The 25,833-nt window shown below is 65.0% G+C and carries 28 protein-coding genes; 6 read left to right on the top strand and 22 right to left on the bottom strand.

Features of this window, described 5'->3' with window-relative positions:
• Positions 1–5 precede the first annotated feature (5 nt).
• The 12 genes from atpA to prfA all read right to left on the bottom strand — a co-directional run bounded on the left by atpA (position 6) and on the right by prfA (position 9,575).
• The gene (gene atpA / locus INP52_RS00650) at positions 6–1,658 is read right to left on the bottom strand and encodes a F0F1 ATP synthase subunit alpha (protein ID WP_194371518.1); all 1,653 of its coding nucleotides are present in this window, start codon (positions 1,656–1,658) and stop codon (positions 6–8) included.
• Positions 1,655–2,128, bottom strand: coding sequence for a F0F1 ATP synthase subunit delta (locus INP52_RS00645; RefSeq protein ID WP_194371516.1), 474 nt, complete (start codon positions 2,126–2,128; stop codon positions 1,655–1,657). The genes atpA and INP52_RS00645 overlap by 4 nt, the downstream gene beginning before the upstream one ends.
• The gene (gene atpF / locus INP52_RS00640) at positions 2,118–2,732 is read right to left on the bottom strand and encodes a F0F1 ATP synthase subunit B (RefSeq protein ID WP_194371514.1); all 615 of its coding nucleotides are present in this window, start codon (positions 2,730–2,732) and stop codon (positions 2,118–2,120) included. The genes INP52_RS00645 and atpF overlap by 11 nt, the downstream gene beginning before the upstream one ends.
• A gap of 37 nt (positions 2,733–2,769) precedes the next feature.
• The gene (gene atpE / locus INP52_RS00635) at positions 2,770–2,973 is read right to left on the bottom strand and encodes an ATP synthase F0 subunit C (protein ID WP_194371512.1); all 204 of its coding nucleotides are present in this window, start codon (positions 2,971–2,973) and stop codon (positions 2,770–2,772) included.
• Positions 2,974–3,080: 107 nt separating this feature from the next.
• On the bottom strand, positions 3,081–3,890 hold the full coding sequence (gene atpB / locus INP52_RS00630; protein ID WP_194371511.1) for a F0F1 ATP synthase subunit A: 810 nt from the start codon (positions 3,888–3,890) through the stop codon (positions 3,081–3,083).
• A 17-nt stretch (positions 3,891–3,907) separates the two neighbouring features.
• Complete coding sequence (locus tag INP52_RS00625; RefSeq protein WP_194371510.1) at positions 3,908–4,204, bottom strand: hypothetical protein; 297 nt, start codon at positions 4,202–4,204, stop codon at positions 3,908–3,910.
• Between the two features lie 135 nt (positions 4,205–4,339).
• The gene (upp, locus tag INP52_RS00620) at positions 4,340–4,987 is read right to left on the bottom strand and encodes a uracil phosphoribosyltransferase (RefSeq protein WP_194371509.1); all 648 of its coding nucleotides are present in this window, start codon (positions 4,985–4,987) and stop codon (positions 4,340–4,342) included.
• Between the two features lie 38 nt (positions 4,988–5,025).
• Complete coding sequence (glyA, locus tag INP52_RS00615) at positions 5,026–6,282, bottom strand: serine hydroxymethyltransferase (protein WP_194371508.1); 1,257 nt, start codon at positions 6,280–6,282, stop codon at positions 5,026–5,028.
• Between the two features lie 70 nt (positions 6,283–6,352).
• Positions 6,353–6,826: a ribose 5-phosphate isomerase B gene (gene rpiB, locus INP52_RS00610; protein ID WP_194371507.1), complete on the bottom strand. Its 474-nt coding sequence runs from the start codon at positions 6,824–6,826 to the stop codon at positions 6,353–6,355.
• Between the two features lie 84 nt (positions 6,827–6,910).
• Positions 6,911–7,552: an L-threonylcarbamoyladenylate synthase gene (locus tag INP52_RS00605; protein WP_194371506.1), complete on the bottom strand. Its 642-nt coding sequence runs from the start codon at positions 7,550–7,552 to the stop codon at positions 6,911–6,913.
• Entirely contained in the window at positions 7,549–8,451 is a 903-nt protein-coding gene (prmC, locus tag INP52_RS00600) for a peptide chain release factor N(5)-glutamine methyltransferase (RefSeq protein WP_194371505.1), read from the bottom strand. The genes INP52_RS00605 and prmC overlap by 4 nt, the downstream gene beginning before the upstream one ends.
• Positions 8,452–8,507: 56 nt before the next feature.
• On the bottom strand, positions 8,508–9,575 hold the full coding sequence (gene prfA, locus INP52_RS00595) for a peptide chain release factor 1 (RefSeq protein WP_194371503.1): 1,068 nt from the start codon (positions 9,573–9,575) through the stop codon (positions 8,508–8,510).
• Between the two features lie 227 nt (positions 9,576–9,802).
• Between prfA and INP52_RS00590 the strand changes: the two genes are divergently transcribed.
• Positions 9,803–11,257 (top strand): hypothetical protein, encoded by a 1,455-nt coding sequence (locus INP52_RS00590; protein WP_194371501.1) that lies wholly within the window; start codon positions 9,803–9,805, stop codon positions 11,255–11,257.
• A 210-nt stretch (positions 11,258–11,467) separates the two neighbouring features.
• Here the strand turns inward: INP52_RS00590 and rpmE are convergent, their stop codons facing one another.
• Positions 11,468–11,887 carry a 50S ribosomal protein L31 gene (rpmE, locus tag INP52_RS00585; protein ID WP_194371499.1) on the bottom strand — a complete coding sequence of 140 codons (420 nt, stop codon included), beginning with the start codon at positions 11,885–11,887 and terminating at the stop codon, positions 11,468–11,470.
• 173 nt (positions 11,888–12,060) lie between these two features.
• On the opposite strand from rpmE, the gene INP52_RS00580 reads away from it, so the two are divergent.
• Entirely contained in the window at positions 12,061–12,855 is a 795-nt protein-coding gene (locus INP52_RS00580; RefSeq protein ID WP_194371497.1) for a type III pantothenate kinase, read from the top strand.
• Between the two features lie 9 nt (positions 12,856–12,864).
• Here the strand turns inward: INP52_RS00580 and INP52_RS00575 are convergent, their stop codons facing one another.
• The 3 genes from INP52_RS00575 to INP52_RS00565 form a co-directional block, all read right to left on the bottom strand.
• Positions 12,865–13,428, bottom strand: a complete 564-nt coding sequence (locus tag INP52_RS00575) for a hypothetical protein (protein WP_194371495.1) — start codon at positions 13,426–13,428, stop codon at positions 12,865–12,867.
• Entirely contained in the window at positions 13,419–14,873 is a 1,455-nt protein-coding gene (folP, locus tag INP52_RS00570; RefSeq protein ID WP_194371493.1) for a dihydropteroate synthase, read from the bottom strand. Before folP ends, INP52_RS00575 begins: the two co-directional genes overlap by 10 nt.
• A gap of 92 nt (positions 14,874–14,965) precedes the next feature.
• Positions 14,966–15,703 carry an NAD-dependent protein deacylase gene (locus INP52_RS00565; protein ID WP_194371491.1) on the bottom strand — a complete coding sequence of 246 codons (738 nt, stop codon included), beginning with the start codon at positions 15,701–15,703 and terminating at the stop codon, positions 14,966–14,968.
• Positions 15,704–15,848: 145 nt separating this feature from the next.
• On the opposite strand from INP52_RS00565, the gene INP52_RS00560 reads away from it, so the two are divergent.
• The gene (locus INP52_RS00560) at positions 15,849–16,808 is read left to right on the top strand and encodes a patatin-like phospholipase family protein (RefSeq protein WP_194371489.1); all 960 of its coding nucleotides are present in this window, start codon (positions 15,849–15,851) and stop codon (positions 16,806–16,808) included.
• Positions 16,809–16,898: 90 nt separating this feature from the next.
• Positions 16,899–17,681, top strand: a complete 783-nt coding sequence (locus INP52_RS00555; protein WP_408647682.1) for an exodeoxyribonuclease III — start codon at positions 16,899–16,901, stop codon at positions 17,679–17,681.
• Positions 17,682–17,962: 281 nt separating this feature from the next.
• On the opposite strand, the gene INP52_RS00550 is transcribed toward INP52_RS00555, so the two are convergent.
• From INP52_RS00550 to tilS, 6 genes are all read right to left on the bottom strand, one after another.
• Positions 17,963–18,766: a PHP domain-containing protein gene (locus INP52_RS00550; RefSeq protein WP_228478354.1), complete on the bottom strand. Its 804-nt coding sequence runs from the start codon at positions 18,764–18,766 to the stop codon at positions 17,963–17,965.
• Positions 18,767–18,777: 11 nt separating this feature from the next.
• Positions 18,778–19,962: a pyridoxal phosphate-dependent aminotransferase gene (locus INP52_RS00545; RefSeq protein WP_194371485.1), complete on the bottom strand. Its 1,185-nt coding sequence runs from the start codon at positions 19,960–19,962 to the stop codon at positions 18,778–18,780.
• Between the two features lie 75 nt (positions 19,963–20,037).
• Complete coding sequence (locus INP52_RS00540; protein WP_194371484.1) at positions 20,038–20,391, bottom strand: GntR family transcriptional regulator; 354 nt, start codon at positions 20,389–20,391, stop codon at positions 20,038–20,040.
• 347 nt (positions 20,392–20,738) lie between these two features.
• On the bottom strand, positions 20,739–22,682 hold the full coding sequence (gene ftsH / locus INP52_RS00535) for an ATP-dependent zinc metalloprotease FtsH (RefSeq protein ID WP_194371483.1): 1,944 nt from the start codon (positions 22,680–22,682) through the stop codon (positions 20,739–20,741).
• A gap of 32 nt (positions 22,683–22,714) precedes the next feature.
• Entirely contained in the window at positions 22,715–23,266 is a 552-nt protein-coding gene (gene hpt / locus INP52_RS00530) for a hypoxanthine phosphoribosyltransferase (RefSeq protein WP_194371482.1), read from the bottom strand.
• Between the two features lie 74 nt (positions 23,267–23,340).
• A complete protein-coding gene (gene tilS, locus INP52_RS00525; RefSeq protein ID WP_194371481.1) occupies positions 23,341–24,843 on the bottom strand; it encodes a tRNA lysidine(34) synthetase TilS in 1,503 nt (500 codons plus the stop codon).
• Positions 24,844–24,954: 111 nt separating this feature from the next.
• On the opposite strand from tilS, the gene INP52_RS10105 reads away from it, so the two are divergent.
• Together INP52_RS10105 and INP52_RS10100 are read left to right on the top strand one after the other, a co-directional pair.
• Positions 24,955–25,164, top strand: a complete 210-nt coding sequence (locus INP52_RS10105; RefSeq protein ID WP_408647681.1) for a DNA cytosine methyltransferase — start codon at positions 24,955–24,957, stop codon at positions 25,162–25,164.
• A complete protein-coding gene (locus tag INP52_RS10100; RefSeq protein ID WP_194371479.1) occupies positions 25,113–25,823 on the top strand; it encodes a DNA cytosine methyltransferase in 711 nt (236 codons plus the stop codon). Before INP52_RS10105 ends, INP52_RS10100 begins: the two co-directional genes overlap by 52 nt.
• Positions 25,824–25,833: the final 10 nt, after the last annotated feature.

Genomic DNA, 25,833 nt, shown 5'->3' with positions numbered 1-25,833 from the left:
GCACGCTACTCCTGCGCCAACGTCGTGGAGCCGGAGTGATCGACGGTCTCTTCGGCTGCAGCTTCGACGTCCTCTGCACGCTTCTTGTTGGGGTTCTCGTCGAGGAACTGCTCCTTGAAGTGCGCGATGTGCATCTTCAGGCGGTCCTGCTGCTCGTCGGAGAGCTTGCCCTTAACGAGCGCGCTGCGCAGCGCCGGATGCCGCTCGGCCATGTGCTTGGCGAGCCCGTCGCGGAACAGGTTCACGTGGTTCAGGTCGATGTCGTCCAGGAAGTCCTCCTTGGCGGCGAAGATCGAGATGATCTGATCGCGCACGTCAAGCGCCGAGTAGCGTTGCTGCTTGAGCATCTCCATCATGTGCGCGCCATGGTTGAGCTGGTATTGGGTCGTGGCGTCAAGATCGGAGCCAAACTGCGAGAAGGCCTGCTTCTCTCGGTAGCTCGCAAGATCCAGACGCAGCGTGCCCGCGACCTGCTTCATGGCCTTGACCTGGGCGTCTCCACCCACGCGCGAGACCGAGATGCCCACGTCGACCGCAGGGCGCTGGCCCTGGAAGAACAGGTTCGACTGCAGGTAGATCTGGCCGTCGGTGATGGAGATCACGTTGGTGGGGATGTAGGCGGAAACGTCGCCCTCCTGCGTCTCGATGATCGGCAGCGCCGTGAGCGAGCCCGCGCCGTTGGCGTCCGAGAGCTTGCATGCGCGCTCGAGCAGGCGAGAGTGCAGGTAGAAGATGTCGCCGGGATAAGCCTCGCGTCCGGGCGGACGATGCAGCGTCAGCGACATCTGACGGTAGGCGACGGCCTGTTTGGAGAGGTCGTCGTAGACCACCAGGACGTGTCCGCCGGGGTGCTTCTCGTCGGCGGGGTTGCCCTCGGCGTCGTTGTACATGAAGTACTCGCCGAGCGCGGCGCCGGCCATGGGGGCGATGTACTGCATAGGCGCCGAGTCGGCGGCCGTGGCAGCCACGATGACGGTCTTCTCCAGAACGCCGTGACGTGCGAGCGACTCGCGAATAGCGGCGACGGTCGAGGCCTTCTGGCCTATGGCCACGTAGATGCAGACCATATCCGTCTCGCGCTGGTTGACGATGGCGTCGATGGCGATGGCGGTCTTGCCGGTCTTGCGGTCGCCGATGATGAGCTCACGCTGGCCACGGCCGATGGGGACCATCGCATCGATGGCGAGAAGGCCCGTCTGGACGGGCTCGCACACCGGCTGGCGCTCCATGATGCCGGGGGCCTTGAACTCGATGGGGCGACGATGCGTCGCGTTGACGGGGCCGAGTCCGTCGATGGGCTGGCCCAGGGGGTTCACGACGCGCCCGAGCATGGCGCGACCGGCGGGGATGTCCATGACGCGGCCGGTCGTGCGGCACTCGTCGCCTTCCTTGATGTCCTCGACGTCGCCGAAGAGGACGGCGCCGACCTCGTCGCGATCCAGGTTCTGCGCGAGGCCGTAGACGTCGCGGCCTGTGGATGAGCTTGTGAACTGCAGAAGTTCGCCTGCCATGGCGGTCTTGAGACCCGAGACATGTGCGATGCCGTCGCCGACCTCAGTGACGACCGAGGCCTCCTGGCGATCGACCGTCACGCTGATGGCCGCGAGGTTCTCGCGCAGCGTGTCCATGATCTTCTGCGAGCTGATGGTATCCGTCACTTTTCCTCACCTCCGATAAATGAAGAGGAAAGCGTCTTTCTGATGTTGGCGAGCTGCGCGCGGACGGACGCGTCGTAGCGCTTGCCGCGCGCCTCGAGCATGATGCCGCCGATGATGGACGAATCGACGCGCTCGACGAGGTACACCGAGGCCTTGATTTCCTTCTCGGCCTTGGCGCGCACCTTGGCACGCAGTTCATCGTCCATGGGGACTGAGGTGGTCACCGTCACGAGGACCGTGTTGTCCCGCGCGTCGAGAAACTCCTTGTACTGCTTGGAGACCGCCTCGACGAGGTCGATGTCATCCCCATTCTGCATGGCAGCGATGGTCGCAATGACCTCAGGCGAGAACTTGCGCGCGTGCTGCCACTGCACGAGATCACAGTCGGCGCGGTCCTCGGCGCGTGCCGCATCCATGAGAGCTCGGGTGTAGGCCTCGATCTTCTCCGACTCACCGTGCTTACTGGCCATCGGAGGTTCCAACTTCCGCGAGGTACTTCTCCGCGAGCCTGCGCTGCGCGTCCTCGCTCAGATCGTTGCCAATGATCTTGCCCGCAATCTCGACGGAAAGGTCAACGACCGAGCCCGAGAGCTCGATCATGGCCTTGTGGCGCTCCGACCCCACGGCCCCATGGGCCTTGGTGATGATGTCAGAGGCCTCGCGCTGAGCCTTGGCAAGGATCTGGGAGCGCTCCTCCTCGGCCTCCTTCTTGGCCTTGGCAACGATGGCCTCGGCCTCATGATGCGCGTCGGCGATCTTTCCCTCGTAGTTCTTGACCTCCTCGGCTGCCTCGAGCTTGGAACGCTCGGCGGAGTCGAGGTCGGACTGAATCTTCTCCTGGCGTTTCTCCATCATCTGGAGAACCTGCGGCATGACGAACTTGGCAAGCACAAACCAGATGATGAGGAAGGCAATAAGCGCGGGGATGAACTCGGCGGGCTTGGGAATCAGGATGTCTGCCCCCACCGCCGACTCATCGGCAAACGCAAAGGCCGGCGTCGCCAGGACGCCAGCGGTGGCAATGCCGCCTGCCGTGCCCGCGCGGACGAGAAGACCTCTCGTGGTGCTGTTCATACGTGCCTCCAACTCGCGGTGTTCTGCCGACAGCGTCTTACTTGACGATGAGGCTGACGACAAAGCCGATGAGGGCGAGTGCCTCGACGAAGGCCGAGCCCAGGATGAAGACCGTAAAGAGACGACCCTGGACCTCAGGCTGACGAGCCATGCCCTGCGCGACACCGTAGGCGGCCAGACCGATGCCCAGCCCCGCGCCGATAACGCCGAGACCATACCCAATGACACCAAGAGCTCCCACTGTTCCTCCTTTGTCATACGCCCCTCACCCTGCTTCTTCTCCGGGGCGCGTTTAACCATGTGACGTACTGCTATGCACTGCGGGCGTGCCCGCGAATTGCTTGGGTGCTAACCCTCGTCGGACTCGGCGATCTGAACGTAGACGGCCGTGAGAAGCGCGAAGACGTAGGCCTGGATGACCGCGACCAGAAGCTCCACCGCGTAGATGATGAGCAGAATGCCCACCCACAGAACCGAGGCGCCCGCCTGCGCGATCGTAGCCAGCGAGACCGCCTGCAGCAGAGGCTCGAAGAAGAGGGATGCCAGAATCGCAAAGGTGCCCATGACGACGTGGCCGGCAAAGAGGTTGCAGAAGAGTCGCACAGCGAGCGTGATCAGGCGCAGAATCGTGGAGAAGACCTCAATGAGCCAGACGAGTGCGTTCAGCGGAAAGGTCACGCCGGCGGGGGCGAGACTCTTGACGTAGCCGAGCGTCCCGTGCTTCTTGATGCCACAGGAGATGAAGTAGACGAACGAGCAGAGCGCAAGGGCGCCCGTGGTGGAGATGGTGCCCGTACCCGGCTTCATGCCCGGAATGACCCCGATGATGTTGTTAATCAGGACCACGAGGAAAATCGAGGCGATGAAGGGGAAGTGCTTCTTCCAGGTGTCTCCGAGCAGGCCCTTGCACATGTCGTCACGGATGAACTCGATGCCCCACTCGACGCCGTTGACAAAGAAGCCCTGGGGCACGAGGCCCTTCTGCTGCCGCTTCTTAAACGCGAAGAGAGCCACGAGAAGCACGATCAGGGCGACGGCGAACCAGAACGAGTACTGGGTGAAGCCGACCGTGTCCAAGTTTCCAAAGATTGCCTGGGACTTGAAGCTCGAGACGAGATCGTTCACCTCGGTGCTGAGACTGTCCAGCGGATTGCTCACGCTCGTCCATCCTCCTCTCAGCCCTGCGCCCTGCCATTGGCAGCTCGCCAGGCCCTTAGTGCTTCCACTGCCCAGAAGAGCAGAAAGGAGGCAACCATCGCACACCCAAACTCCAGAAGCCCCGTGTCCGTGACGAGGTACACCACGAGCAGGACCCCTGACAGTACCAGAAACGAGACCATGATGCTGGCGATCCCGGCGCTCATGCTCACCCTTGTACCCGGCCTGAGAGCCCGCTCAAACACAACGGCGGGTGTCACGCACCCCACGAGCCCACAGATGCCCCCGGCGACGATGGCCGTCGAGAAGTCCATGAGCCCTCCTCAAGGACGGTTTTCAAGAGCGCGACTAGTCTAGTGAAACCATTTTTGAATGCAAGCCAGCAGAGCCGAGACCGTCTTAGTTTCATCACATTTCGCCCGGGAGTGACGGCGCTCCCGGGCACCGCCCTACTTTGTGCCGTAGATGCGGTCGCCTGCGTCACCCAGACCGGGAAGGATGTAGGCGTTCTCGTTGAGCTCACGGTCGAGGGCGCAGGTGTAGAGGCGCACGTCCGGGTCAAAGTCAAGCGTGGCGCGCACGCCCTCGGGAGCCGAGACGAGCGTGAGGCAGCGGATGTCGCGCACGCCCGCGTCGCGCAGGAACTTGATGGCAGCCGTGAGCGAGCCACCGGTGGCGAGCATGGGATCCACGATCAGGCAGATGCGGTTCTCGATGTCGGCGGGGAACTTGCAGTAGTACTGGTGCGGCTCGTGGGTCTCCGGGTCGCGATACATCCCCACGTGCCCCACGCGAGCGGACGGGACGAGCTGGAGGATGCCGTCGACCATGCCCAGGCCGGCACGCAGGATCGGGATGATGGCGACCTTCTTGCCGGAGAGGCGCCGACAGGTGGTCGTCTCGAGCGGGGTGGTGACCTGGACGTCCTCGAGGGGGAAGTCACGCATGGCCTCGTAGCCCTCGAAGATGGCAAGCTCGTTCACCAGCTCGCGGAACTGCTTGGTGGCCGTCCGCTGGTCGCGCAGGATGTGAAGCTTGTGCTCCACGAGGGGGTGGTTGATCACCATGAAGCGCTTTGGATCGAACTCTTCTGCCATGTGAATTTCCTCTCCGGCCCCGAGGGGCCTTGCTCTTTCTAACCGAGCTCAGGGTATAGGGGGTGCCCCTCGAGCAGCTCGCGAACCTCGAGACGAGTCCTCTCGGCCAGCTCCTCATTGGCAGGGCTGCTCACGACGGCCCCGATAAGCTCGCCCACGCGCTCACACTCGGCCTCGGTAAAGCCGCGTGTGGTGACGGCCGCCGATCCCACGCGAATCCCGCTCGTGACAAACGGGGAGCGCGTCTCTCCGGGAATCGTGTTCTTGTTGACCGTGATGCCCGTGGCGTCGAGGGCGTGCTCGGCATCCTTGCCCGTAACGTCGCCGGCCGGTGTGAGGTCAACGAGCAGCAGATGGTTGTCGGTCCCGCCGGAGACCAGGCGCAGGCCCCGGGACTCCATGCCCCGTCCGAGCGCCCGCGCGTTGACCAGGACGGCGTCCGTGTAGTCGGCGAAGCTCGGCGCGAGGGCCTCCTTCAGGGCCACGGCCTTGCCGGCGATGACGTGCTCGAGCGGGCCTCCCTGCGTTCCGGGGAAGACCGACGAGTTGAGCCGCTTGGCAAGGTCGGGGTCGTTTGCCAGGATGAGGCCGCCGCGCGGGCCACGCAGCGTCTTGTGCGTGGTCGTGGTCACCACGTCCGCGTAAGGAATCGGAGACGGGTGGCGCCCCGTGGCCACGAGGCCCGCGATGTGGGCCATGTCCACGATGAGGTAGGCGTCCACGTCGTGGGCGATCTGAGCGAAGCGCTCGAAGTCAATCGTGCGGGGGTAGGCGGAGGCACCGGCGATGATGACCTTGGGGTGGTGCTTGTTAGCCAGCTCGGCCACGGTGTCGTAGTCGATGCGCTCGGTCTTCTGGTCGACGCCGTAGGAGACCACCTGGTAGAGCTTGCCGGAGAAGTTGGCCGGCGAGCCGTGCGTGAGGTGGCCGCCGTTGTCGAGCGCCATTCCCATGATGGTGTCGCCGGGCTTGGCGAGCGCGGCCAGGGCGGCATAGTTGGCCTGGGCACCGGAGTGCGGCTGCACGTTGGAGAAGCCCGCGTCAAAGAGCTGGCAGGCGCGGTCGCGCGCGAGGTTCTCGACCTCGTCCACGGCCCAGCAGCCGCCGTAGTAGCGCTTTGCGGGCAGCCCCTCGGCGTACTTGTTGGTGAGGGGCGACCCCACGGCCTCCATGACCGCCAAGGAGACGAAGTTCTCCGAGGCGATGAGCTCGATCGAGGAGCGCTCGCGGCGCAGCTCGTCGTGGACGGCGGAGAAGATCTCGGGGTCGGATGCCCTCAGGTGCTCGTCGAACATGGAAGCCTCCTCGAAGTGACGGGCCCACGGCCCTTGGCCGCAGGGACCCTGCAGACAGGACGGCCGCAGACTAGCGACCGAAGCCGGCGGGAACGCCGGGAAAGTCCGCGTCGTCCTCGCGCATGATCTTCTCGACGCGACCGGCGTGACGACCACCCGCAAACGAGGTGGTAAGGAAGGTGTCAAGAATCTGCTCGTTGTCCTCGAGCGAGACGAAGCGCCCCGAGAGGCCGATGACGTTGGCGTCGTTGTGCTCGCGGGCCAGACGGGCGAACTGAGTCGTCTGGATGGGCACCGCACGCACCCCGGGGACCTTGTCGGCGGTCATGGCAACCCCGAGGCCCGTTCCGCAGATGAGAACGCCGCGCTCGGCGTCGCCTGAGGCCACGAGGCGCGCGACCTTATCGGCAAAGTCGGGGTAGTCGCAGCGCGCGTCCGTCGTGGGGCCTAGGTCGAAGACCTCGTGACCCTGGGAGCGCAGGTACTCGGCGAGAGGATCCTTCTGAACGAAGCCGGCATGGTCTGACGCGATAGCAATGCGCATGTGAGCTCTCTCCCTTGACGCAGGCGTTTCATGGCCACTGCATAGAGTACCACGATGGCCGGGCGCGCCCTGCCGCAGGGCCCCTCACACGGCGAGAAGGACCTCGTGCCCCGAGAGGGCGCCCTCGCGCAGGATGCGAGGGGCCTTACCCGTGGCCTCCACGATCGTGGAGGCCACGGCAAGCGGCGCCGCCCCCCCGTCGAGCACGAGGTCGGCCTCCCGGGCGATGGCGGGCTCGACGCTTTCCCCGGAGGTGGCTGAAGCCTGGCCGTGCGTGTTGGCGCTCGTCTGCGCAAGGGGCCCGACCTCGCGCACGAGGGCGCGCACGAGCTCGGAGCCAGGAACGCGCAGGGCGATGGTGGACGGCCCCCCATCGAACGCATGCGCGTACTCGGGCGGGACCTCCGAGGAGGCGCGCACCACGAGCGTGAGAGCCCCCGGCCAGAAGCGCGCGGCAAGGCGATGGGCCCACGCGGGCACCTGGGCACCGTAGCGATCGAGGTCAGACGCGTCCGCCACGAACCACGGCAGCGTCTGGGCGCGGTCGCGGTGCTTGATGTCAAAGATGCGCCCGTGAGCGGGATTTGCGGGCGTGGCCGCACAGGCGAGGCCGTAGACGGAGTCGGTGGGAAGCACGAGCACGCCTTGCGAGCGAAGGGTCTTGGCAGCCTGCTCCACGACCTCGGGGCTGGGGTTGTTCTGGTCCACGTAAAGCACGGGGGTCATCGTTTCTCCGCCTTTCTGACGGCCACAAGAATGCGCGGGCGATGGGTGAGGTCCTCGCATATCTCGACCCTCTCCCAGCCGCCCTGGGCTCGCGCGAGCGCGGCGGCAGCGTCGAGCGAGCCCTCGTAGAGCTCGACGGCGAGCATGCCCCCCGGTGCGAGCGCAACGGGGGCCAGCCCCAGGAGGCGCCGATAGACGTCGAGTCCGTCGGAGCCGCCGTCAAGGGCGAGCGCGGGCTCGTGGTCGACCACCTCAGCTGGCACCTGCTCGGAGAGGACCGAGGTGGGAATGTACGGTGGGTTGCAGACAAGCACCGAGAAGCTCCCCATGAGCGACGGGTCAACGTCGGCGGCAAGGTCCGTTTGCACGATGCTCACGACCTCGCCCAGCTCAAGCGCTTCGCAGTTGCGCGTGGCCAGGCGAACGGCCTCCTCGGAGAGGTCAGTGGCCACGACCTCGGTGCCAGGACGCTCCGAGGCGATCGAGAGCGCGATGCAGCCGGTGCCGGTCCCCACCTCGAGCACGCGCGCGGGATCCGCGCCCACGTCCGCCGCGCGGTCTACGCCCTCAAGCGCCGCGTCCACAAGAATCTCCGTCTCGGGACGCGGGATGAGCACGCCCTTCTCGCAGCGCAAGACGATGTGGCGAAAGGGCATCTCGCCGGTCACGTACTGGAGCGGCTCACCAGCCGCACGTTGCTCGATTGCCGCGTGCATGCACGCGAGCTCATCGGGCGAGAGGGGCCGGTCGAAGTTGACGTAGAGCTCCACGCGCGAGAGGCCCGTGACGTCGGCGAGCAGCCACTCCGCCGAGAGACGCGGGTGCTCGTCTCCCTTACGCTCGAGGTAGCCGCTCGTCCAGTCGAGGATGCGCTTGGTGGTCCATGGTTCTTGCGCCACGAGTCACGTCCTTCCCTCTCGCGGACCGGTTGGTAGCCCGCATCATATCCCAGGGCTCACACTGCCTGGGCGAGCTTCTCGGCGCGCTCGGCGGCCGCGAGGGCCTCGATGACGCTGGGCAGGGTGTCACCCAGAAGGACGCCGTTATAGGTTCCGTTGAAGCCGATCCGGTGATCAGTCACGCGATCCTGCGGCTGGTTGTACGTGCGAATCTTCTCGGAGCGGTTGCCGTGGCCGATCTGCGAGAGGCGCTCGGCGCCCTGCTCGGCCTGCTGGCGCTCGAGCTCCTTCTCGTAGAGGCGGGCGCGCAACATCTGCATGCAGACCTCGCGGTTCTGGATCTGCGAGCGCTGGTCCTGCGACTGGACCACGGTATTGGTGGGCAGGTGGGTGATGCGCACCGCCGAGTAGGTGGTGTTGACGCACTGGCCGCCAGGGCCGGAGGCGCAGTAGGTGTCGATGCGCAGGTCCTCCTGGCTGATCTGGATGTCTATCTCGTCGGCCTCGGGGAGCACGGCCACGGTGGCCGTGGAGGTCTGGATGCGGCCCTGGCTCTCGGTCTTGGGGACGCGCTGGACGCGATGGACGCCCGACTCGTACTTAAGGATCGAGTAGACCTTCTCGCCCGTGACCTTGAACTCGATGGTCTTGAAGCCACCAGCCTCCGACGGGCTCGAGGAGAGAGCCTCGATCTTCCACCCGCGCATCTCGCAGAGATGCTGGTACATCCTGTAGAGGTCCCCGGCAAAGATGGCCGCCTCGTCGCCGCCCACGCCAGCGCGGATCTCGACGATCGTGTCCTTCTCGTCGTTGGGATCGCCGGGGATGAGCATGACCTTGATGTCGTCCTCGAGGGCGGGGAGCTTGGCCTCGTTGGAGGCTATGTCATCCTGGAGCATGGCCTTCTCGTCAGCGTCCGCTGCCTCGTGCAGCATCTCCTTGGCCGCCTCGATGTCGTCGAGGGCCGAGAGGTACTCACGTGCCTTGGCCACGAGCTCGGCTTGGTTGGCGTGTTCCTTGGCCAGGCGCGCGTACTCCTTGGGATCCGAGACGACGTCCGGATCCATGAGCCTCTTCTCGAGCTCCTCGTAGGCCTCGATGATTTTGATGAGCTTGTCCTGCATGATTTCTCCTTGGGTAGAAGCGCTTGGTCTGAGTTTTTGCAGCCGTCACGGACACGCTATGCGCGCCCGGCAGAGCTAGAGCTTGTCAAACCTCAGATACATGCGGTCCTCCCTCGTGTGAACCTTAGTATCATACCCCGTCTGCGAAAGGCTCGAACGGGCGGGCTTGGCGCTCCACGACGCGCCCTCGATATGCGACACTAGGACATCATCCACAGGGAGGCCGCATGTCAGAGTCCCAAGAAAATAAGGATCGCGCACGCGACGACGCAGGGCCCGCCGCCGCGGATGACACGCTCGCCGGAGAGACTACCCGCATTCCCGACACACAGCCAACCAAGGAGCACCCCCTCCTTGAAGCGGAGTCCACGGCCGCACGACCTGCTGACCAAGAGGATGCTCCCCACCTGCACGACGTGACCCTGACGCTCGGCAGCTATCTGCGAGGCCGCGCGAATCGCATCAAACATTTTTCTAACGAGCACCGGGCCGCCTTTGTCGCCCTAGCTCTTTTTGCCGTAGTTGTCATCGTCTTCCTGGCGCTCGCCTTCGCTCGTGCCAGCAGCGTCCCCTCCACCAAGGTCATCTCGGATGACGCCCTTGAGCGCGTGGGTGCTCCCTCCTACTCCAGCGGTACCTTTGGCCCGGACGCCATCCTGGTGGCACGCGACGTCGAGGTGCGCTCGAGCAAGCGGACCGCGGTGGCCATCACCAGCAACGACGCCCAGTTCGGGGCCTCCGGCTACGCGAGCGCGAACGTCCTGGTCACGTTCTCGAGCGACGCCGTGCGCGCCGAGAAGACCGCGACTCTGGGATACGCGCACGTGGACGGAGCCTGGGTCGCAATCGGAGGCGAGACCGACGCGAAGGTGGCCTGGCACGCCACCTCAGGCGTTGACCAGCAGAAAGTCGTGGACAACCTGAGCGTCGTGCTGACGCGCGCCGAGAGCTCCCTTGACTCGGACGACGACTCCGCCCCCCACGAGATGAGCCTTGCCAGCATCTACGCCACGAGCGACGTGAAGATTGCCCGTGAGTCCTTTGACGAGGACGCCCAGACCGACACCCTGCAGATAAACTGCGTCAAGGCGAGCTCCTACGAGTCCTATACCTGCCAGCTCAACGTCACCTTCGCCTTTAGGCCGGCCAGCGGGCAATGGGAGATTGACCAGGCCACGGTGAGCCAGAGCGCCAAGACGCGCACCTTTGATCCACTTGAGGGCACATGGACGGGCACCTTCCAGAGCCAGGAGACCGATGGGACCAAGTGCCTGGCCGCACGGGACGCGGGCCTTACGGTCACAATCGACGCAAACAGCGTCACCGCTAGCGGAGCCCAGCTCACCGGCACGATCAGTGGCCTGGCTCACTATCACGACCACCCCTCCGAAGACGCCCAGAGCTGCGAGGGAGACAGCGCCTTTGAGGACGTGCTCTTCACGGCCACGCTCGTGGGAGGTTACAACGAGGCGACCGGCAGCGATCTTGCCTTCGTGGCGACGCTCCCCGAGGATGTGGGAGGCACCGTCACCGTCACCCTGGGCTTTGGCTCGTCGGACGATCCGGACCGCGCGGTGGCCGTGGTGCAGACCACCTATCCGCACACTGGCTCGTTCCTGTTCATCCCCTACGACGAGACGCTCGTCTACACGGACCTCTTCGTGATGAAGCAGGCGGACTAGAGGCGCGTGGTGCTTGCTCCTTTGCCGACCATACCCGAGCGCCGATTTTAGGTGAGTTTTGGCCCCGGACTTGGCGTTCGGGTATGGTCGCGTTTTTAGAGCACGGGTTTAGGGCCACTCGAGCGCGTTCCGGCATAACGTTTCGGCATGAAAGGGGCGCCCCGCAGAGCCTTCTCTGCGGGGCGCCCTCGATGTTGCTTGTGGGTAGGATTACTCGGCCTCAGTGGCCTCGGCAGTCGCGGCAGGAGCCTCCTCGGCGAAAGCGGGGGCAGCAGCGACCTCTACTTCGGCCTTCTTGGCAAACTCAGCTGCGCGCTTGGCCTTCTCGGCGGCCTTGGCCTCCTTGGCGGCCTTCTTGGCAGCGGCCTCCTCAGCAGCCTTGGCGGCCTTGGCGGCCTTGGTCTCCTCGGCCTTCTTGAGCTGCGCCGCGGCGGCGCCACCGAACTTGTTGGAGAAGCGCTGGACGCGGCCACCGGCGTCGACGAGCTTCTGCTGACCCGTGTAGAACGGGTGGCACTTGTCGCAGAGGTCTACGACAATCTCGCTCTTGGTGGAGCGAGTCTTCCAGGTGTTACCGCAGGTGCATCGAACGGTGCACTCCACATAGTCGGGATGAATTCCTTGCTTCATGGCAAAGCTCCTCTGCATCGGCCCTGGTTTCCGACCAGGGCAGGGGTCGCCTCGAAACCGAACGAGGCACGTAAACTGTTGGATTGTATCAGAAAGTCGATGGGACATCTGTGAAGACGTCTCCTGCTGGGGATAATCAGGGGGCATGCGCCCAGACAGAGAAAGAGGCACCCATGTTCCTTGCCATCGACGTCGGCAACACGCAGACCACGCTCGGCCTCTTTGGCCCAGACGGCGCGCTCGTGCACGGCTGGCGCATGGCGACAAACGCCAGCGACACCACGGACACGCTGCACGCGAACACCTACGCCTACTTTGCGAAGGACGGCCTCGACCTGGCGGGCGTGACCGACGCGGGGGTCGCCTCGGTGGTTCCCGCGCTCGAGCGCGGATGGCGCCAATGTCTAGGGGACCATCTGGGCCATACGCCCCTTGTCGTGAGTGCGGCCCACGGCTATGGCATGAGCATCGCGATGCCCGACCCGCTCCAGGTGGGAGCCGACCGCATCGCCAACGCCATCGCCGCGCGCGCCACCTATGGGGTACCCGTCATCGTGGTGGACTTTGGCACCGCGACCAACATCGACGTGGTCGACCAGGCCGGTGCCTATCGTGGGGGGGCCATCTCCCCGGGCCTCATGCTCTCGGCGGAGGCGCTCTTCTCCAAGGCGGCCAAGCTCGCGAGCGTGTCCGTGGAGGCCCCGGCGCACGCGCTGGGGGACTCGACCGAGACCGCCCTGCAGTCAGGGCTGGTGGTGGGTGCCGCCGCGCAGGCCGAGGGGCTCGTCAGGCGCATCCGCAGCGAGCTGGGCGCACCCGAGGCGACCGTGGTGGGGACGGGTGGCCTCGCACGCACGGTGGCGCAGGCGACCGACCTCTTTGATGCCATCGACCCCGACCTCACGCTGCGCGGCATCCGAGAGATCTGGCTGCGGGAGAACGAGCGGAACCAGGACCGCCGAAGCTAGCCGTCGGAGCTAGTCTTGCTCGCCGACGGGGCGAAGCCCGCCCTGCTCGGGGGCGAGCTCGAGCGTGCGCCCGTCATCCAGGTGCACCGTCACACGACCCCAGACGTCCATCCCGCCGAGAAGGCCGCGTCCCAACGAGCGACCGGAGCGCACGACCTCGACCGGAGCGCCCATGAGCGGCATCGCGTCGAAGAGGTCCGACAGCACGGACGCAAGCGGACCCGCCGCCGCGCAGCTGGCACAGACGGAGGCCGCCCAGGCGTCCACGCGAGCGCGCACGGCCTTCTTGACTGCCGAGGCAAAACCCGCAGCGTCATTCATCAAGACGTTGCAGACGGCGAACATGCCCTCCTCGTCGTAGCCCGCACGCACACGGACCTCAGCAAGAGGCCCCTGGGGCGTGACTACGTCATACGGCCAGGCCACCCCCGCCTCGGTGATACCCGCCTCCCGCAGTGCCTCGCAGACCGCGAGCGCGCACACGAAGGGCACGCCCCCGAAGTAGCCCATGGGCACCGGGGGGCGAAGCGTCACGGACACGGTCGCGTCCGCGGCATCTCCCTCTACTCCCATACGACCTCTCCTAGCTCAGCGGTCACATGACCCACGCGCTCCTCGCGCGGAGCCACCCGCACGCCCGCATGTGCGAGGAAGCGCTCGGGATCGTGCATGAGGTCCTCCATGGGCACGATCACGTAGTCGCGCTCCCCCAGGCGGGGATGCGGCAACGTGAGCTTGGCACCCACGTGACTCTCGCCCTCAATCCAGACCAGGTCGCAGTCGATCGTGCGCGGACCGCTCCCGGCCTCCTTGGGGTCCCGGTCATCATCGCGGATGCGTCCGAGGGAGTCTTCGACCTCGAGCAGCTTGTCCATGAGCACGAGGGGGTGGAGCTCGGTGCGAATCTCGGCCACGGCGTTGGCCACCGGGGTAGCGATGCCGTAGGCAGGCTCGGTCTCGTAGGCATGGCTCGCGTTGACCACGCAGGTCAGCGGAATCTCGTCGATGAGCTGCACCGCGCGCGCAAGGTTGGCGACGCGGTTGCCCACGTTCGAGCCAAGCGAGACGAACCCCTGACGCGAGTCCTTGTGCGAGACGGCCCAGTAGGCGTTTATGGCCTGCGAGACGCCGGCCACGTTGTGGACGCGCACGATGCGCGCGCCCTGGTCGATGGCGGAGATACAGATGCCAGCCGTGGCCGCGTCGCGCGACGTGACGTCAGTCGCGCCCGAGACGGCCCCCACGAAGCGCTTGCGTGAGACGGCACACAGGAGCGGATAGCCCATCGAGACCATGGAGTGCGTGGCGCGCTGGATGACCACATCCTCGTCGGCATACTTGTTGAAGCCCGGGCCCGGATCCAGGCAGATGCGCTCTCGGGCGACGCCGGCACGCAGGAGAATGCGAGCCTGGTCCCCCAAAAAGCCCATGACCTGGCGCATGATGGGGGCCTCCTCGGGAAGGGTGAAGCGCCGCTGCGAGGTCACGGGGTGGGGCACGGCGGACCCGTTGGGACGGCTGTCGTCGAGAAGGACCTGGCGGCGCGCAACGTGCGTGCCCAGCCCCCCCTCGTCCTGGTCCCAATGCATAATCACACAACCACAGGAGGTATCCGCGGCAACCTTGACCATATCGGAATCCGTGAAGCCCGTGACGTCATTCACGATTGAGGCTCCCAGGCGCATGCACATCCGGGCCACGTCCGCGTGGCGCGTGTCCACCGAGACGATGGCACCCTCCTCCACGAGCGCGCGCACCACGGGCACAATGCGCTCGGCTTCCTCCTGAGGGGAAACGGCAACATGACCGGGACGGGTGGACTCGCCGCCCACGTCGATGATGTCGGCACCCTCGTCGAGCATGGCCAGGCCCCGCGCGACGGCCGCCTTGGCGTTGAGGTTCTGCCCGCCGTCAGAGAAGGAGTCGGGCGTCACGTTGAGGATGCCCATAATCCGCGGGCGGGAGAGCGAGATCTCGTGCGCACCGCATCTCCAGGTGGTGTAGCTCTCTCTCAGCATGGCCTTCCCTTCTCCAAGCCTCTTCACATGCGTCTCATTGTACCCGCCGCGCGAGGACGCGGGCGTCCTTCTCAACAGCTCTAGAAGTCGAGCTAGAAGTCGAAGGCCTGCGCTATGTCGCAGGCGCACACGAGGTCCGCCCTGCCGTCGGCCGGTGTGGGGTCGCGGTTGACCACCACGAGCTCGGAGCCGCCAAAGTAGCCCAGAAGGCCTGCTGCGGGGTACACCACGAGCGACGTGCCTCCGATGACCATGAGGTCCGCCTCCGAGATGGCCCGAACGCTGGCGAGAAGCACCTGCTCGTCGAGCTGCTCCCCATAGAGCACCACGTCGGGCTTGACGAGGCCGCCACAGGCGTCGCAGTGGGGGACGCCCTCGTGCGCGAGGACCCACGCGGCCGAGTAGGTGGCGCCGCACTCCTGGCAGATGTTGCGATGAACGGAGCCGTGCAGCTCCAGGACGTGCTTCGAGCCCGCCATCTGGTGCAGGCCGTCGATGTTCTGCGTGACCACAGCCGCCAGGTGCCCCTGGGCCTCGAGCTCGGCGAGCTTCTCATGCGCGCGATTGGGCCGCGCGTCGGGCGCGATCATCCGCTCTCGATAGAAGTCGTAGAACTCGGCGGTGTGCGTCATGAAGAAGTCATGCCCGAGCATCTCCTCGGGCTCGTGGGAGAAGTGCTGGTGATAGAGGCCGTCTGCGCTGCGAAAGTCCGGAATGCCGCTTGCCGTGGAGACGCCCGCCCCGCCAAAGAAAACCGCGCGATGAGCGTGCGGGAAGCGCCTCGAGAGCTCCGAGGCGGCCTCTGCGGGATCGGTAATCGTGCGTGCCATAGCTGCTCCTTTTCTGGGTTGTATGCCATGGTAGTCCATGCGCCGCGCGTGGTTTTTCTCCCGCGTGATTTTTGACCTGCGTTCAAAGTGGGATACTAGGTAAAATTTTCTATGATTCTGCACGGCAAGGTACCGAGGAGGTCCCATGGAAGCCCTCGTCAACAACGTATTCGACTGCGCCCTCGTGTTCGAAGGGGGAGGCTATCGCGCGAGCTATACCTCGGGCATTGCGAACGTCCTTCTGGAGCAGGGAATCTACTTCGACTACGCCTGCGGCCTCTCGGCGGGTGCGAGCAACACGATCAACTATCTCTCACGCGACCGTCGGCGCGTGAGAGACTCGTTCATGGTGGACCAGCGCACGCGCAACGCCGTGGGCATTCGCTCGCTTCTGCACGGCAAGGGCTACTTCGACGCGGACGCCCTCTATGCCGGAGCGCTCGCAGACGACGCTCTGCCCTTTGACTGGGAGGCGTTCTCCGCCAACCCGGCACGGGCGCGCATCCAGGCCTTCGAGCGCGACACCGGTCGCACGGTATGCTTTTGTCGCAAGGATATGAGCGACCTCGTCAGGACAATCAACCTCGTACGCGCCAGCTCGACCCTGCCGGGGGCCATGACGCCTTTGCCCATAGACGGCCGGGTGCTCTACGACGGCGGCATGGGGACGGGGGCCGGCATTCCCATCTGCATGGCCGAAGACGACGGCTTCAAGCGCTTCTTCTTCGTAGCCTCCCGGCCGTGTGGCTACCGCAAGGAGGCCCCCACAAACGGCGAGCGACGCATGTACGCGCGCGTCGCCAAGGACCATCCCTACCTAAGAAACGCGCTGCTCACCCGATGGGAACGCTACAACGCTGCGCTCGAGCACGTCGAGGAGCTGGCCGAAGAGGGGCGCGCCCTCATCGTCTACCCTGACGAGATGCCCGTCTCCAGCACCACGACCAGTCCCAAGAAGCTCGCGGCCGCCTACGAGGCGGGGCACGCGCAGGGGGTCAAGGAGATCGGCCGCTGGCGCGAGTTCCTCTTTGGCGCTCCCGACGCAGGACCCCCTGCGGGCCCCGAGACGCCCGCCGAGCCCGACGGCTACGTCACAATCGAGTAGGTCTCACCCTGCGAAACCCAAAACCGAAGGGGGCGCCCGCGCGGCAAGGTACACTGGTGCGCGTTAATGAACTGTCGAACGGAGAGTATCGTGCCCACAGACACTCGCGAGCTGAGGCTCGTTTCCTGGAACGTCAACGGCCTGCGCGCCGTCGCAAAGAAGGACCCGAGCTTCGTGGAGGTGGTCGAGACCGCAAACGCGGACGTCTTCGCCATCCAGGAGACCAAGCTCCAGGAGGGACAGATTGACCTCGTACTCCCCGGCTACTATCAGACGTGGAACTACGCGGAGCGCAGGGGCTACTCGGGCACCGCGGTCTTCTCGCGCGAGGAGCCCCTGCGTGTCATCAGGCAGATAGGCGCACCGGCCGCAGACGACGAGGGACGCGTCTGCGCGCTGGAGTTCGATACCTATTGGTTCGTGGACGTCTACACGCCCAACTCCCAGGGCGAGCTCGCGCGCCTAGACACGCGCCTTGCCTGGGACGCGACCTATCGCGCCTTCCTCACGGAGCTTGCTGCCGACAAGCCCGTGGTGACCTGCGGCGACTTCAACGTGGCCCACCAGGAGATCGACCTCAAGAACCCCGGTCCCAACCGCGGAAACGCGGGGTTCTCGGACGAGGAGCGCGAGAGCTTCACGCGCCTTCTTGACGCGGGCTTCACCGATACCTTCCGCGCGCGCCACCCCGGCCTGACGGGCGCCTACAGCTGGTGGAGCTACCGCTTCAACGCGCGCAAGAACAACGCGGGCTGGCGCATCGACTACTTCCTGGTCTCCAACGACATCGCGAGCCGCGTGACGAGCGCCTCGATCCTGAACGAGGTCTACGGGAGCGACCACTGCCCCGTCGAGCTCGCCATCACGCTGTAGGAGGGGCTTCGCCCCCCTGGAAGTGACCTCGCTCCCTCCGCCGACAGCCCCGCCAAGGATCGGGCGCTCTTTTGATGTGGGCGCGTTCTTCTCGGCACTCTCAGGAGCGTCAACAGGGAAAACGTCAGAGCGAGAAAGCGCTTTGACGCCACCTTCTCGCAGGTGCATAAAAATAGCGCCCCGATCCAGAAGGTGTCCAGGGGCCGGGCGCTGAGCGACTGGCGAGAAACCGGATGGCCGGAAGGCCGGGCGGCGAGGAGCTGGGCGGCAACCGGCGGGCCTTACGCGGAAGCGTCAAATCCCGCGCGGCCCATCGCGCCGAGAAGCGCCTCGGCGTCGCTGCACGCCACGAGCGCCTGGGGGAAGTCGATGCTCTCCAGCAGGCGCTTCACCTTGAGATAGCGTCCCACGTCCGTGCAGATGTGGGCGTCGCTGCCAAACGAGACCTTGCAGCCCAGCTCGGCACAGCGCTCGGCCACGTGCGTGCAGGGCTCGAGCGAGCGCTCGCGGTTGTGCCCCGCAAGGCTCGACTCGTTGATCTCGATCAGCTTGCCCATGTCGCGCGCGGCCTCGAGCACGGGGTCGAGCTCGAAGTCCACGTGCGAGCGCCCCACGTGACCCAAGACGAGCACCTTGGGGTCCTCGAGCGCGTGGATGTACATCTGGGCGTTTTGGGCGGGAGAGGCATCACGCGTGAACGTGCGGTTGTGCACGCTCGCGATCGCGTAGTCGCAGTGGTCGAAGACAAGCTCCTTGAGGCTGCGCTCGCGCATCGGCGTGTCGGAGATCTGCCGATCGACCCTGACGTCATGCCCAAAGAGGTTCCCCTGCCCGTCGACGATGTCGACCTCGCAGCCGCGCAGCAGTCTCACGCCATGCCACGAGCGCGGCCAGACGTCCAGGTTGGTGAAGAACTGGAAGTTTTTGAGCGTCTGCTCCTCGAACAGCATGTCCGAGAAGTGGTCGGTGACGCCCAAGAGCTCGAAGTCCTGGTCGGCCGCGGCCCACACGTCCTCCTCGACGGTGGAGTAGGCATGACGCGAGAAGAGCGTGTGCGTGTGGATGTCACAGGAAATGCGAATCATGCTCGTCCTTCCTACCGGTAGCTCTGCGCCAGCTTCTCCCACGCCGGCAGCGAGTTCACGATGATCTCGCGCGAGACGCAGTAGCCCACGCGCACCCAGCCGGGGCAACCAAAGGAGTCGGACGGAACCGGAAGCAGCTCAAGGGCTCGAGCCCGTTCAAAGAAGGCCTGCGCATTGGGCTCCAGAGCTTTGACCCACAGGTAGAACGCACCGTCAGGCTCCACGAACTCGTAGCCCAGGCGCGTGAGGCCCTCCGTGAGCGCGCGACGATTCTGGGCGTAAGCCTCGACGTCCGAGGGCACGTCCACGCAGTCCACGAGCACGCGCTGGAAGAGCGCCGGCGCGCAGACGAAGCCCAGCTTGCGGCCGGCCCCCGCCACGGCACCCACGAGCTCGTCGTGCTCGGGGCTCGTGGGCGGCACGAGGACCCACCCGATGCGCTCGCCCGGCAAGGAGAGCGCCTTGGAGTACGAGTAGCACACGACCGTGCGCCCGTAGAGAGCCGGCACCCAGGGAACCTCGACGCCGTAGGTGATCTCGCGGTAGGGCTCGTCGGAGACGAGCGTGACCTCGATTCCCAGGCGCTTCTCGGCAGCACGCAAAACGTCCGCAAGCGCCGTGAGGTTTGCGGACGCATAGACCGATCCCACGGGGTTGTTGGGTGAGTTCACGATAATCGCGCGGGTGCGCGGCGTCAGGGCGCGCTCGACGGCCGCCACGTCGATCTGGAAGGTCTTCTGGTCGGCCAGGACCTCAACGCAGGTGACACCCGCCGCCTCTATCCAGACGCGGTACTCGGGGAAGTACGGGGCGATTACGATGACCTCGTCACCGGCCCTGAGCAGCGCGTGAAAGCTAATGGAGAGCGAGGCCGCGGCCCCACAGGTCAGGTAGACGTCCTCCGCGCGCGCAGCGTCCTCGCCAAAGCGGCGGCGCAGGCTCGCCGCCACGGCCGCGCGCGCAACGGGCAGGCCCGAAGCAGGCGTGTAGCCGTGAAGCTGGGTGGGCGGCAGGGCAAGGCTCTTCTCGATGGATGCGCGCACGGCATCCGGGGCGGGAACCGAGGGGTTGCCGAGCGAGAAATCAAAGACGTTCTCCGCGCCGATCTGCGCCTTGCGCTCACCGGCGTAGGCCGCAATCTCTCGGATGGAGGACTTCTGCGTCCCATAGGCGTAGCTCTGTTGGTTGATCGGCACGGGCTTCTCCCCTTCTGCGGCCGGGCCGCACGCACGCTGCTGCGCCCCATTGTACTCGCGTGACAGACGAGCAGCTCAGTCGCGATGCGAGGAGGAGGGGTCGTGCAAGGGTAGGCGCTGGGGGCGCATGGAGCCCTGAAGGGAGAGGACCTCGCGACCCAGGACCGTGATCTCATAGGTGTTGGCGTCACGTCCACCGTCGCGCCGGCGCACGCCGCGCACGATGATGAGGCCCCTGTCCACAAGGACCCGACAAGAGCGACGAACCGTAGCAAGGCTGAGCTGCAGCTCGTTGGAGAGGGCGCGCGCCGTGAGCGAGACGGGGCCCGTGGCGACCGGCGAGAGCCTTCCCAGGAGGTGAAGCAGGGCGAGGTCGCTCTCGTTGATGAAGATATCGAGCGAGACATGAAACTTGACCTTGCGCGCCATAGGTGCCGGCACCTCCCCTACAAAAAGAAATCGAAGGGCATGCGTAGTAACATACCCCCTGATATATACAGACACTAGCATTAACGTTAATCTACTAACAAGTTTATTTATAGTATTCTACCTGCATATATTTTAACTAGTGGGTCATTCAATCCGAGAAAATCGCCGTTATTTTAATGCATTTTATCGTGCAAGTTATACATTTATGATGAGGGGTATAGTCACTTTTTACTCACAGATAAGAAATTCCCTCTTCTAGGAGAAAAATAAGGGCAGAAATCTACCCCCTAGTCATAAAAAGGGCCCGTATATGCGGGCCCTTCGGATTCTGCCATTCTCTTGACGAGCTACTCAGCGCTTCTCGTAGAATCATGCTCCCCGTGATGTGCCGCAAGGTATTCGTCCCACGTTCCGTCCAGCAGGGCTGCGACGGCCTCGCCCTCGACGGTTTCGCGCTCGAGCAGCACCCGGGCCATCGTGTCCATCTGCGCACGCCGCGCCTCCAGCACCGTGCGCGCTCGCTCGTGGGCCCCCCGCATGATGCGCTCGACCTCGTCGTCGATGCGCTTAGCCGTCTCGGCGGAGTAGTCCTGACGCTCAGCGTAGTCCCTGCCGAGAAACACCTCGTGCTGCGCCTCGCCAAAGACCTGCGTGCCCAGCTGCTCGCTCATGCCATGACGCATGACCATGGTGCGTGCGAGCTTGGTAGCGCGCTCGAGGTCGTTGGAGGCACCTGTGGTGACGTCGTCGCAGAAGAGCTCCTCGGAGGTGCGGCCGCCCAAGAGCACCGCGATTTGGTCGAGCATGCCGCTACGCGTCTCCAGGAAGTGGTCCTCCTCGGGCACCTGCATGGTGTAGCCGAGCGCCTGACCACGGCTGATGATCGAGATCTTGTGAATGGGATCGGAGTTCTCGAGCACGTGGCCCACGAGGGCGTGGCCGCTCTCGTGATAAGCGATGATGCGACGCTCCTTCTGGGTGATCAGGCGGCTCTTGCGCTCGGGGCCGGCCATGACGCGCTCCATGGCCTCCTCGACCTCGCTCTGGTCGATCTTCTCCTTGCGCTGACGCGCAGAGAGCAGGGCCGCCTCGTTGATGAGGTTGGCAAGGTCGGCACCCGTGAAGCCCGCCGTGACCTTGGAGAGCCGCTCGAAGTCAACGTCGTCGGCAAAGGGCTTGCCCGCCGCGTGGACCTGCAGGATCTGCTCGCGACCGCGCACGTCGGGACGGTCCACCGTCACCCGACGGTCGAAGCGGCCCGGCCTCAGAAGGGCAGGGTCAAGGACGTCGGGGCGGTTCGTAGCGGCAATGAGGATGACGGATGAGTTGTCCTCGAAGCCGTCCATCTCGACCAGCAGCTGGTTCAGGGTCTGCTCGCGCTCGTCGTGGCCGCCGCCCAGGCCGGCACCGCGCTGGCGGCCCACGGCGTCGATCTCGTCGATGAAGACGATGCAGGGGGCGGACTCCTTGGCCTGCTTGAAGAGGTCGCGCACGCGACTCGCGCCCACGCCCACGAACATCTCCACGAAGTCGGAGCCGGAGATGGAGTAGAACGGCACGCCCGCCTCGCCGGCCACGGCTTTGGCCAGAAGCGTCTTGCCCGTGCCTGGGGGTCCCACGAGCAGCACGCCGTGAGGGATGCGCGCGCCCATCTTGTGATAGCGCTCGGGATCGGAGAGGAAGTCGCGCACCTCCTGGAGCTCCTCGACGGCCTCGTCGATGCCCGCAACGTCGGAGAACTTGACCTTGGGCCGCTCTCTCTCGGTGGTGAGGGCCTTGGTCTTGGCGAACGACATCGTCTTGTCGTTCTGGCTGGACATGCGCCGCATGTAGAAGATGAAGACCCCCACGAGCAGGACCGTGGGCACCACGGAGAGCAGGATGGTCTCGAGCATCGCCGACGAGCTCGTGTCGATGCGATAGGTGACGTTGGGGTGCGAGGCCATGAGGGCGGCCAGCGAGTCGGAGCCCACGTAGACGCTCTTATAGTCGTGGGCGTCATCGTCGACCTCGTAGGTGCCCGAGACGCTGCCGTCGTCGGTCTTGTACGTGACGCTCGTGACCCGCCCCGCCTCGACGGCGCTCACGAACTCGTTGGTGGCCAGCACGTCAGGGGGAGACGCACTGGGGAAGAGGTTTCCCCCCATCGTAAAGAGCAGGTAGACGACGATCGCGGCAACGACGAGCAGCGAGAGCACGGCGGAGCGCTGCTGCTGGTCGGGGCTGCCCTTTCCCCCGGGAAGGGGGGTGTGGTCGGAAGTGTTCTTGTCTGGCACGCTAGCTCCTCGCATCCCGTGTGAGACAACCCTTGTGAAGGGCCGCTTTACTTCTTATAGGCCTCGGGCTTGAGGATGCCAATGTAGGGAAGGTTGCGATAGCGCTCCGAGAAGTCGAGCCCGTAGCCCACGATGAACTCGTCAGGCACGTGGGCACCCACGTAGCGCGGGGTGACGGCCGGCGTGTTGCCCTCGACGTCCTTGACGAGAAACGCCGCAACCTCCACGGAGGCCGGGTTGCGGTTCTCGAGCATGCGCATGAGGTAGGAGAGGGTGAGGCCCGAGTCCAGGATATCCTCGACGATAAGGACGTTGCGACCCTCAATCTTGGTGTCCAGGTCCTTGACGATGCGCACGACACCGGAGCTCTTGAAGCCCTCTCCGTAGCTTGACACGGCCATGAAGTCGATGGCCAGGGGACAGTCTATCTCGCGCATGAGGTCTGCGGTGAAGACCACGGCCCCGCGCAGCACGGCCACGATGAGCGGGTTCTTGTCGGCATAGTCAGCCGTAATCTGGGCTCCCATGCGGGCGACGATGTCGTGGATGTCATCCTTGCTGAGCAGAATCTTCTTGACATCCGGGTGCAGTGACTCCATGGTGCTCCCCTCTGACGTGCCACGCGGCGCGCGGCAGGCCCTTTTTTTGACTTTCCCAGCATAGCGCATGCTCGCTACGGTGCTGGTAGAAGGCTCAATTCTAGCAGCTGAGACGTAGCGGGGACGCACTTTGCGCGCTCGTCCGCGCGAATCCCCGCCACCCACACGACCGCGCCGGTGGGCGACGTACGCACGATGGGGACCAGGGGGCGCTCCTCAACGGGCACGTGGGCCTCGCCGAGCAGGTCCGAGAGCTTCTTGGACTGGCCGTGCATCCCCAGGGGGCACAAGACGTCGCCCGCATGGGCAACGTCGACCCAGAGCCTGCCCCCCTGGACGGGGTCGATGCCGACGGCCGCGGCGTCAAGCAGGACGGACTGGCCGACCCACTCGAGGGCATGGGAGCGCGCATAGGCGCAGACGTCGCCCGGCGGCACCAGATGCAGGCGTGCCGCGAGCACGCGGCCGTCGGACAGGGGAAGACGTCCGGGCACCTCCAGCCACGCGGCCACAGCCGCAGGAAGCGCCTGCCTGGACCGTATGACCAGAAGCCCGTGCTCCACGCGCGCCTCGACGCCCAAAGGGACCGTGGTCGCCCCCTCACCCGCCGCGACCAGCTCGAGCACACGGGCCACGTGCCGCGCCTCGAGACGCAGTTCGGAGCAGACGCCAAGCAGCGCCTGGCGCACCATGCGGCGCGCGAGGGCGACCTCCGTCGCCGCAAGGCGGGCCGCGTCAATGACCACGAGACCAAGGCCCTCCCTGCGCACGAGCTTGCGCAGGGTCCGCGCGGCCACGGACGTGAGGTAGGCGTCCTCGTCGGAGAGAATGTCGCAGGTATTGGCCAGGCTCGCCACGACGTGCGGGTTACGATGCTCCACGACGGGCATGACCTCGTGGCGCACGAAGGCACGCAGATAGCGCGTATTTGCGTTGCCCTCGTCCTCACGCCAGACGATTCCGCGCATGCGCAAGAGGTCGCAGAGCTCGTTGTGCGCGCAGTCCAAAAGCGGCCGCACGATGCGGTTGCGGCGACGGGGGATCGATGAGAGGCCCGCGGCGCCCGTCCCCCGAATCGCATTCATGAAGAAGGTCTCGGCGCGGTCGTCGGCCGTGTGGGCCGTGAGGATGCGCGCCGCCGAGCGCGGCGTGCCAAACGACGCAGACAGCTCGTTGGCAAGGCGCGCCGCCTCCGCGTAGCGCACGATGCGTCCCGCATTCTCCACGTTGCCGTCGGTCGACGCGGCGCGCGCGGCTATGTCGACGCGACGGATCGTGCAGGGGATGCCATAGCGTCGGGCCAGATCGCTGACGAACTCCTCGTCCTCCTCGGCGTCAATGCCGCGCAGCTCATGATTCACGTGCAACACGTGGAGCCGCTCGCGGGCGATGCGTGAGCGCCCGCGCCCGTCGTCGATGTCAAGCGTGGAGGTCACCGCCAGGACCAGAAGGGCCGTGGAGTCTGCCCCACCCGAGACCATGAGGACCACGGGAGCGGCAAGCTCGTTATTGGCGCGCCCGCTCGGGCGCTCAAAGCGGTTCTGGCCCGTTGCGTAGCGGCGAGAAACACTCGGCATAGGTGTCACCTCCAGCATCATCTCTGCGCGTCTCAGTGTATCAACTCGAGCCCACTATTATTGTCCTAGAGATGCACCATACTATGGCATAGGATACGCGGAGGGTTGTATATGTCTTTGGGCAAAGTCATTTCATTCGGAAATAAACTCACCGCACTAGAATTCTTCTCGGGCATCGGGCTCGCTCGAACAGGGCTGGAGCAGGCTGGGGTAAACACCATCTGGACAAACGACTTTGACTCCACCAAGTGTGCAATGTATCAGCAGCAATGGGGGGTTCCGAGCTCCATCATGAGAACGTCCATCAAGTTGATCCCCTGAGTGTCCCCCAGGCTGACATCGCTTGGGCGTCGAGCCTCTGTACTGATCTCTCTCTTGCAGGAAGGCGCGAAGGCCTTGCTGACGGGAGGGAGTCAGGCGCGTTCTCTGGATTCACCCATATCATTGAGATGATGCCTAAAGACAAACGCCCCAGCGCATTGGTGCTTGAAAATGTTACTGGTCTTGCCTCGTCTCATGATGGCAATGATTTTCGCACTATAGTTAGCATATTTAATGAACTGGGATATTCTGTCGACGCACTAGAAATCGATGCGCGAAGGTGGGTTCCTCAGTCTCGTCCAAGGCTGTTTATCATCGGCCTGCGGTTCCCCGTAGATTCTCCTGATTTACTCAGCTCATCTCTTCGGCCCGATCGAGTCGCCTGGATACATTCAGACCCTTCTCTTCGTACACATGTCACATCCTTGCCTGAGTATCCTCCCCTGCTCTCAAGTGGCTTTTCGGCCATTGCGCTGGAAGCGCCAAAGACAACCGACGCTTGGTGGTCCACCGAGAGAAAAGTGCGTTTCATTGATTCACTCTCTCACGTACAGGCAGACCGGTTGCGTGGGCTTGTGGGGGGGCGACGCATTCATTTTTCGAACCGCCTATCGACGCACCCGCTCGGGAGTATCTCACTGGGAAATTCGAGGGGATGACATTGCGGGA

Origin of the sequence: Thermophilibacter immobilis (assembly GCF_015277515.1) — a bacterium.
GTDB lineage: Bacteria > Actinomycetota > Coriobacteriia > Coriobacteriales > Atopobiaceae > Thermophilibacter > Thermophilibacter immobilis.
The sequence above is the reverse complement of the archived record's forward strand: the minus strand, read 5'-3'. Positions and strand labels throughout refer to the sequence as shown.

Bases quoted from the DNA above. Each gene is read 5' to 3' on its own strand.
- INP52_RS00645 (WP_194371516.1), bottom strand. From the start codon at position 2,128: ATGGCCAGTAAGCACGGTGAGTCGGAGAAGATCGAGGCCTACACCCGA.
- atpF (WP_194371514.1), bottom strand. From the start codon at position 2,732: ATGAACAGCACCACGAGAGGTCTTCTCGTCCGCGCGGGCACGGCAGGC.
- INP52_RS00625 (WP_194371510.1), bottom strand. From the start codon at position 4,204: ATGGACTTCTCGACGGCCATCGTCGCCGGGGGCATCTGTGGGCTCGTG.
- upp (WP_194371509.1), bottom strand. From the start codon at position 4,987: ATGGCAGAAGAGTTCGATCCAAAGCGCTTCATGGTGATCAACCACCCC.
- glyA (WP_194371508.1), bottom strand. From the start codon at position 6,282: ATGTTCGACGAGCACCTGAGGGCATCCGACCCCGAGATCTTCTCCGCC.
- rpiB (WP_194371507.1), bottom strand. From the start codon at position 6,826: ATGCGCATTGCTATCGCGTCAGACCATGCCGGCTTCGTTCAGAAGGAT.
- INP52_RS00605 (WP_194371506.1), bottom strand. From the start codon at position 7,552: ATGACCCCCGTGCTTTACGTGGACCAGAACAACCCCAGCCCCGAGGTC.
- prfA (WP_194371503.1), bottom strand. From the start codon at position 9,575: ATGCAGGACAAGCTCATCAAAATCATCGAGGCCTACGAGGAGCTCGAG.
- INP52_RS00590 (WP_194371501.1), top strand. From the start codon at position 9,803: ATGTCAGAGTCCCAAGAAAATAAGGATCGCGCACGCGACGACGCAGGG.
- rpmE (WP_194371499.1), bottom strand. From the start codon at position 11,887: ATGAAGCAAGGAATTCATCCCGACTATGTGGAGTGCACCGTTCGATGC.
- INP52_RS00580 (WP_194371497.1), top strand. From the start codon at position 12,061: ATGTTCCTTGCCATCGACGTCGGCAACACGCAGACCACGCTCGGCCTC.
- INP52_RS00575 (WP_194371495.1), bottom strand. From the start codon at position 13,428: ATGGGAGTAGAGGGAGATGCCGCGGACGCGACCGTGTCCGTGACGCTT.
- folP (WP_194371493.1), bottom strand. From the start codon at position 14,873: ATGCTGAGAGAGAGCTACACCACCTGGAGATGCGGTGCGCACGAGATC.
- INP52_RS00565 (WP_194371491.1), bottom strand. From the start codon at position 15,703: ATGGCACGCACGATTACCGATCCCGCAGAGGCCGCCTCGGAGCTCTCG.
- INP52_RS00560 (WP_194371489.1), top strand. From the start codon at position 15,849: ATGGAAGCCCTCGTCAACAACGTATTCGACTGCGCCCTCGTGTTCGAA.
- INP52_RS00550 (WP_228478354.1), bottom strand. From the start codon at position 18,766: ATGATTCGCATTTCCTGTGACATCCACACGCACACGCTCTTCTCGCGT.
- INP52_RS00540 (WP_194371484.1), bottom strand. From the start codon at position 20,391: ATGGCGCGCAAGGTCAAGTTTCATGTCTCGCTCGATATCTTCATCAAC.
- ftsH (WP_194371483.1), bottom strand. From the start codon at position 22,682: ATGCGAGGAGCTAGCGTGCCAGACAAGAACACTTCCGACCACACCCCC.
- hpt (WP_194371482.1), bottom strand. From the start codon at position 23,266: ATGGAGTCACTGCACCCGGATGTCAAGAAGATTCTGCTCAGCAAGGAT.
- tilS (WP_194371481.1), bottom strand. From the start codon at position 24,843: ATGCCGAGTGTTTCTCGCCGCTACGCAACGGGCCAGAACCGCTTTGAG.
- INP52_RS10105 (WP_408647681.1), top strand. From the start codon at position 24,955: ATGTCTTTGGGCAAAGTCATTTCATTCGGAAATAAACTCACCGCACTA.
- INP52_RS10100 (WP_194371479.1), top strand. From the start codon at position 25,113: ATGGGGGGTTCCGAGCTCCATCATGAGAACGTCCATCAAGTTGATCCC.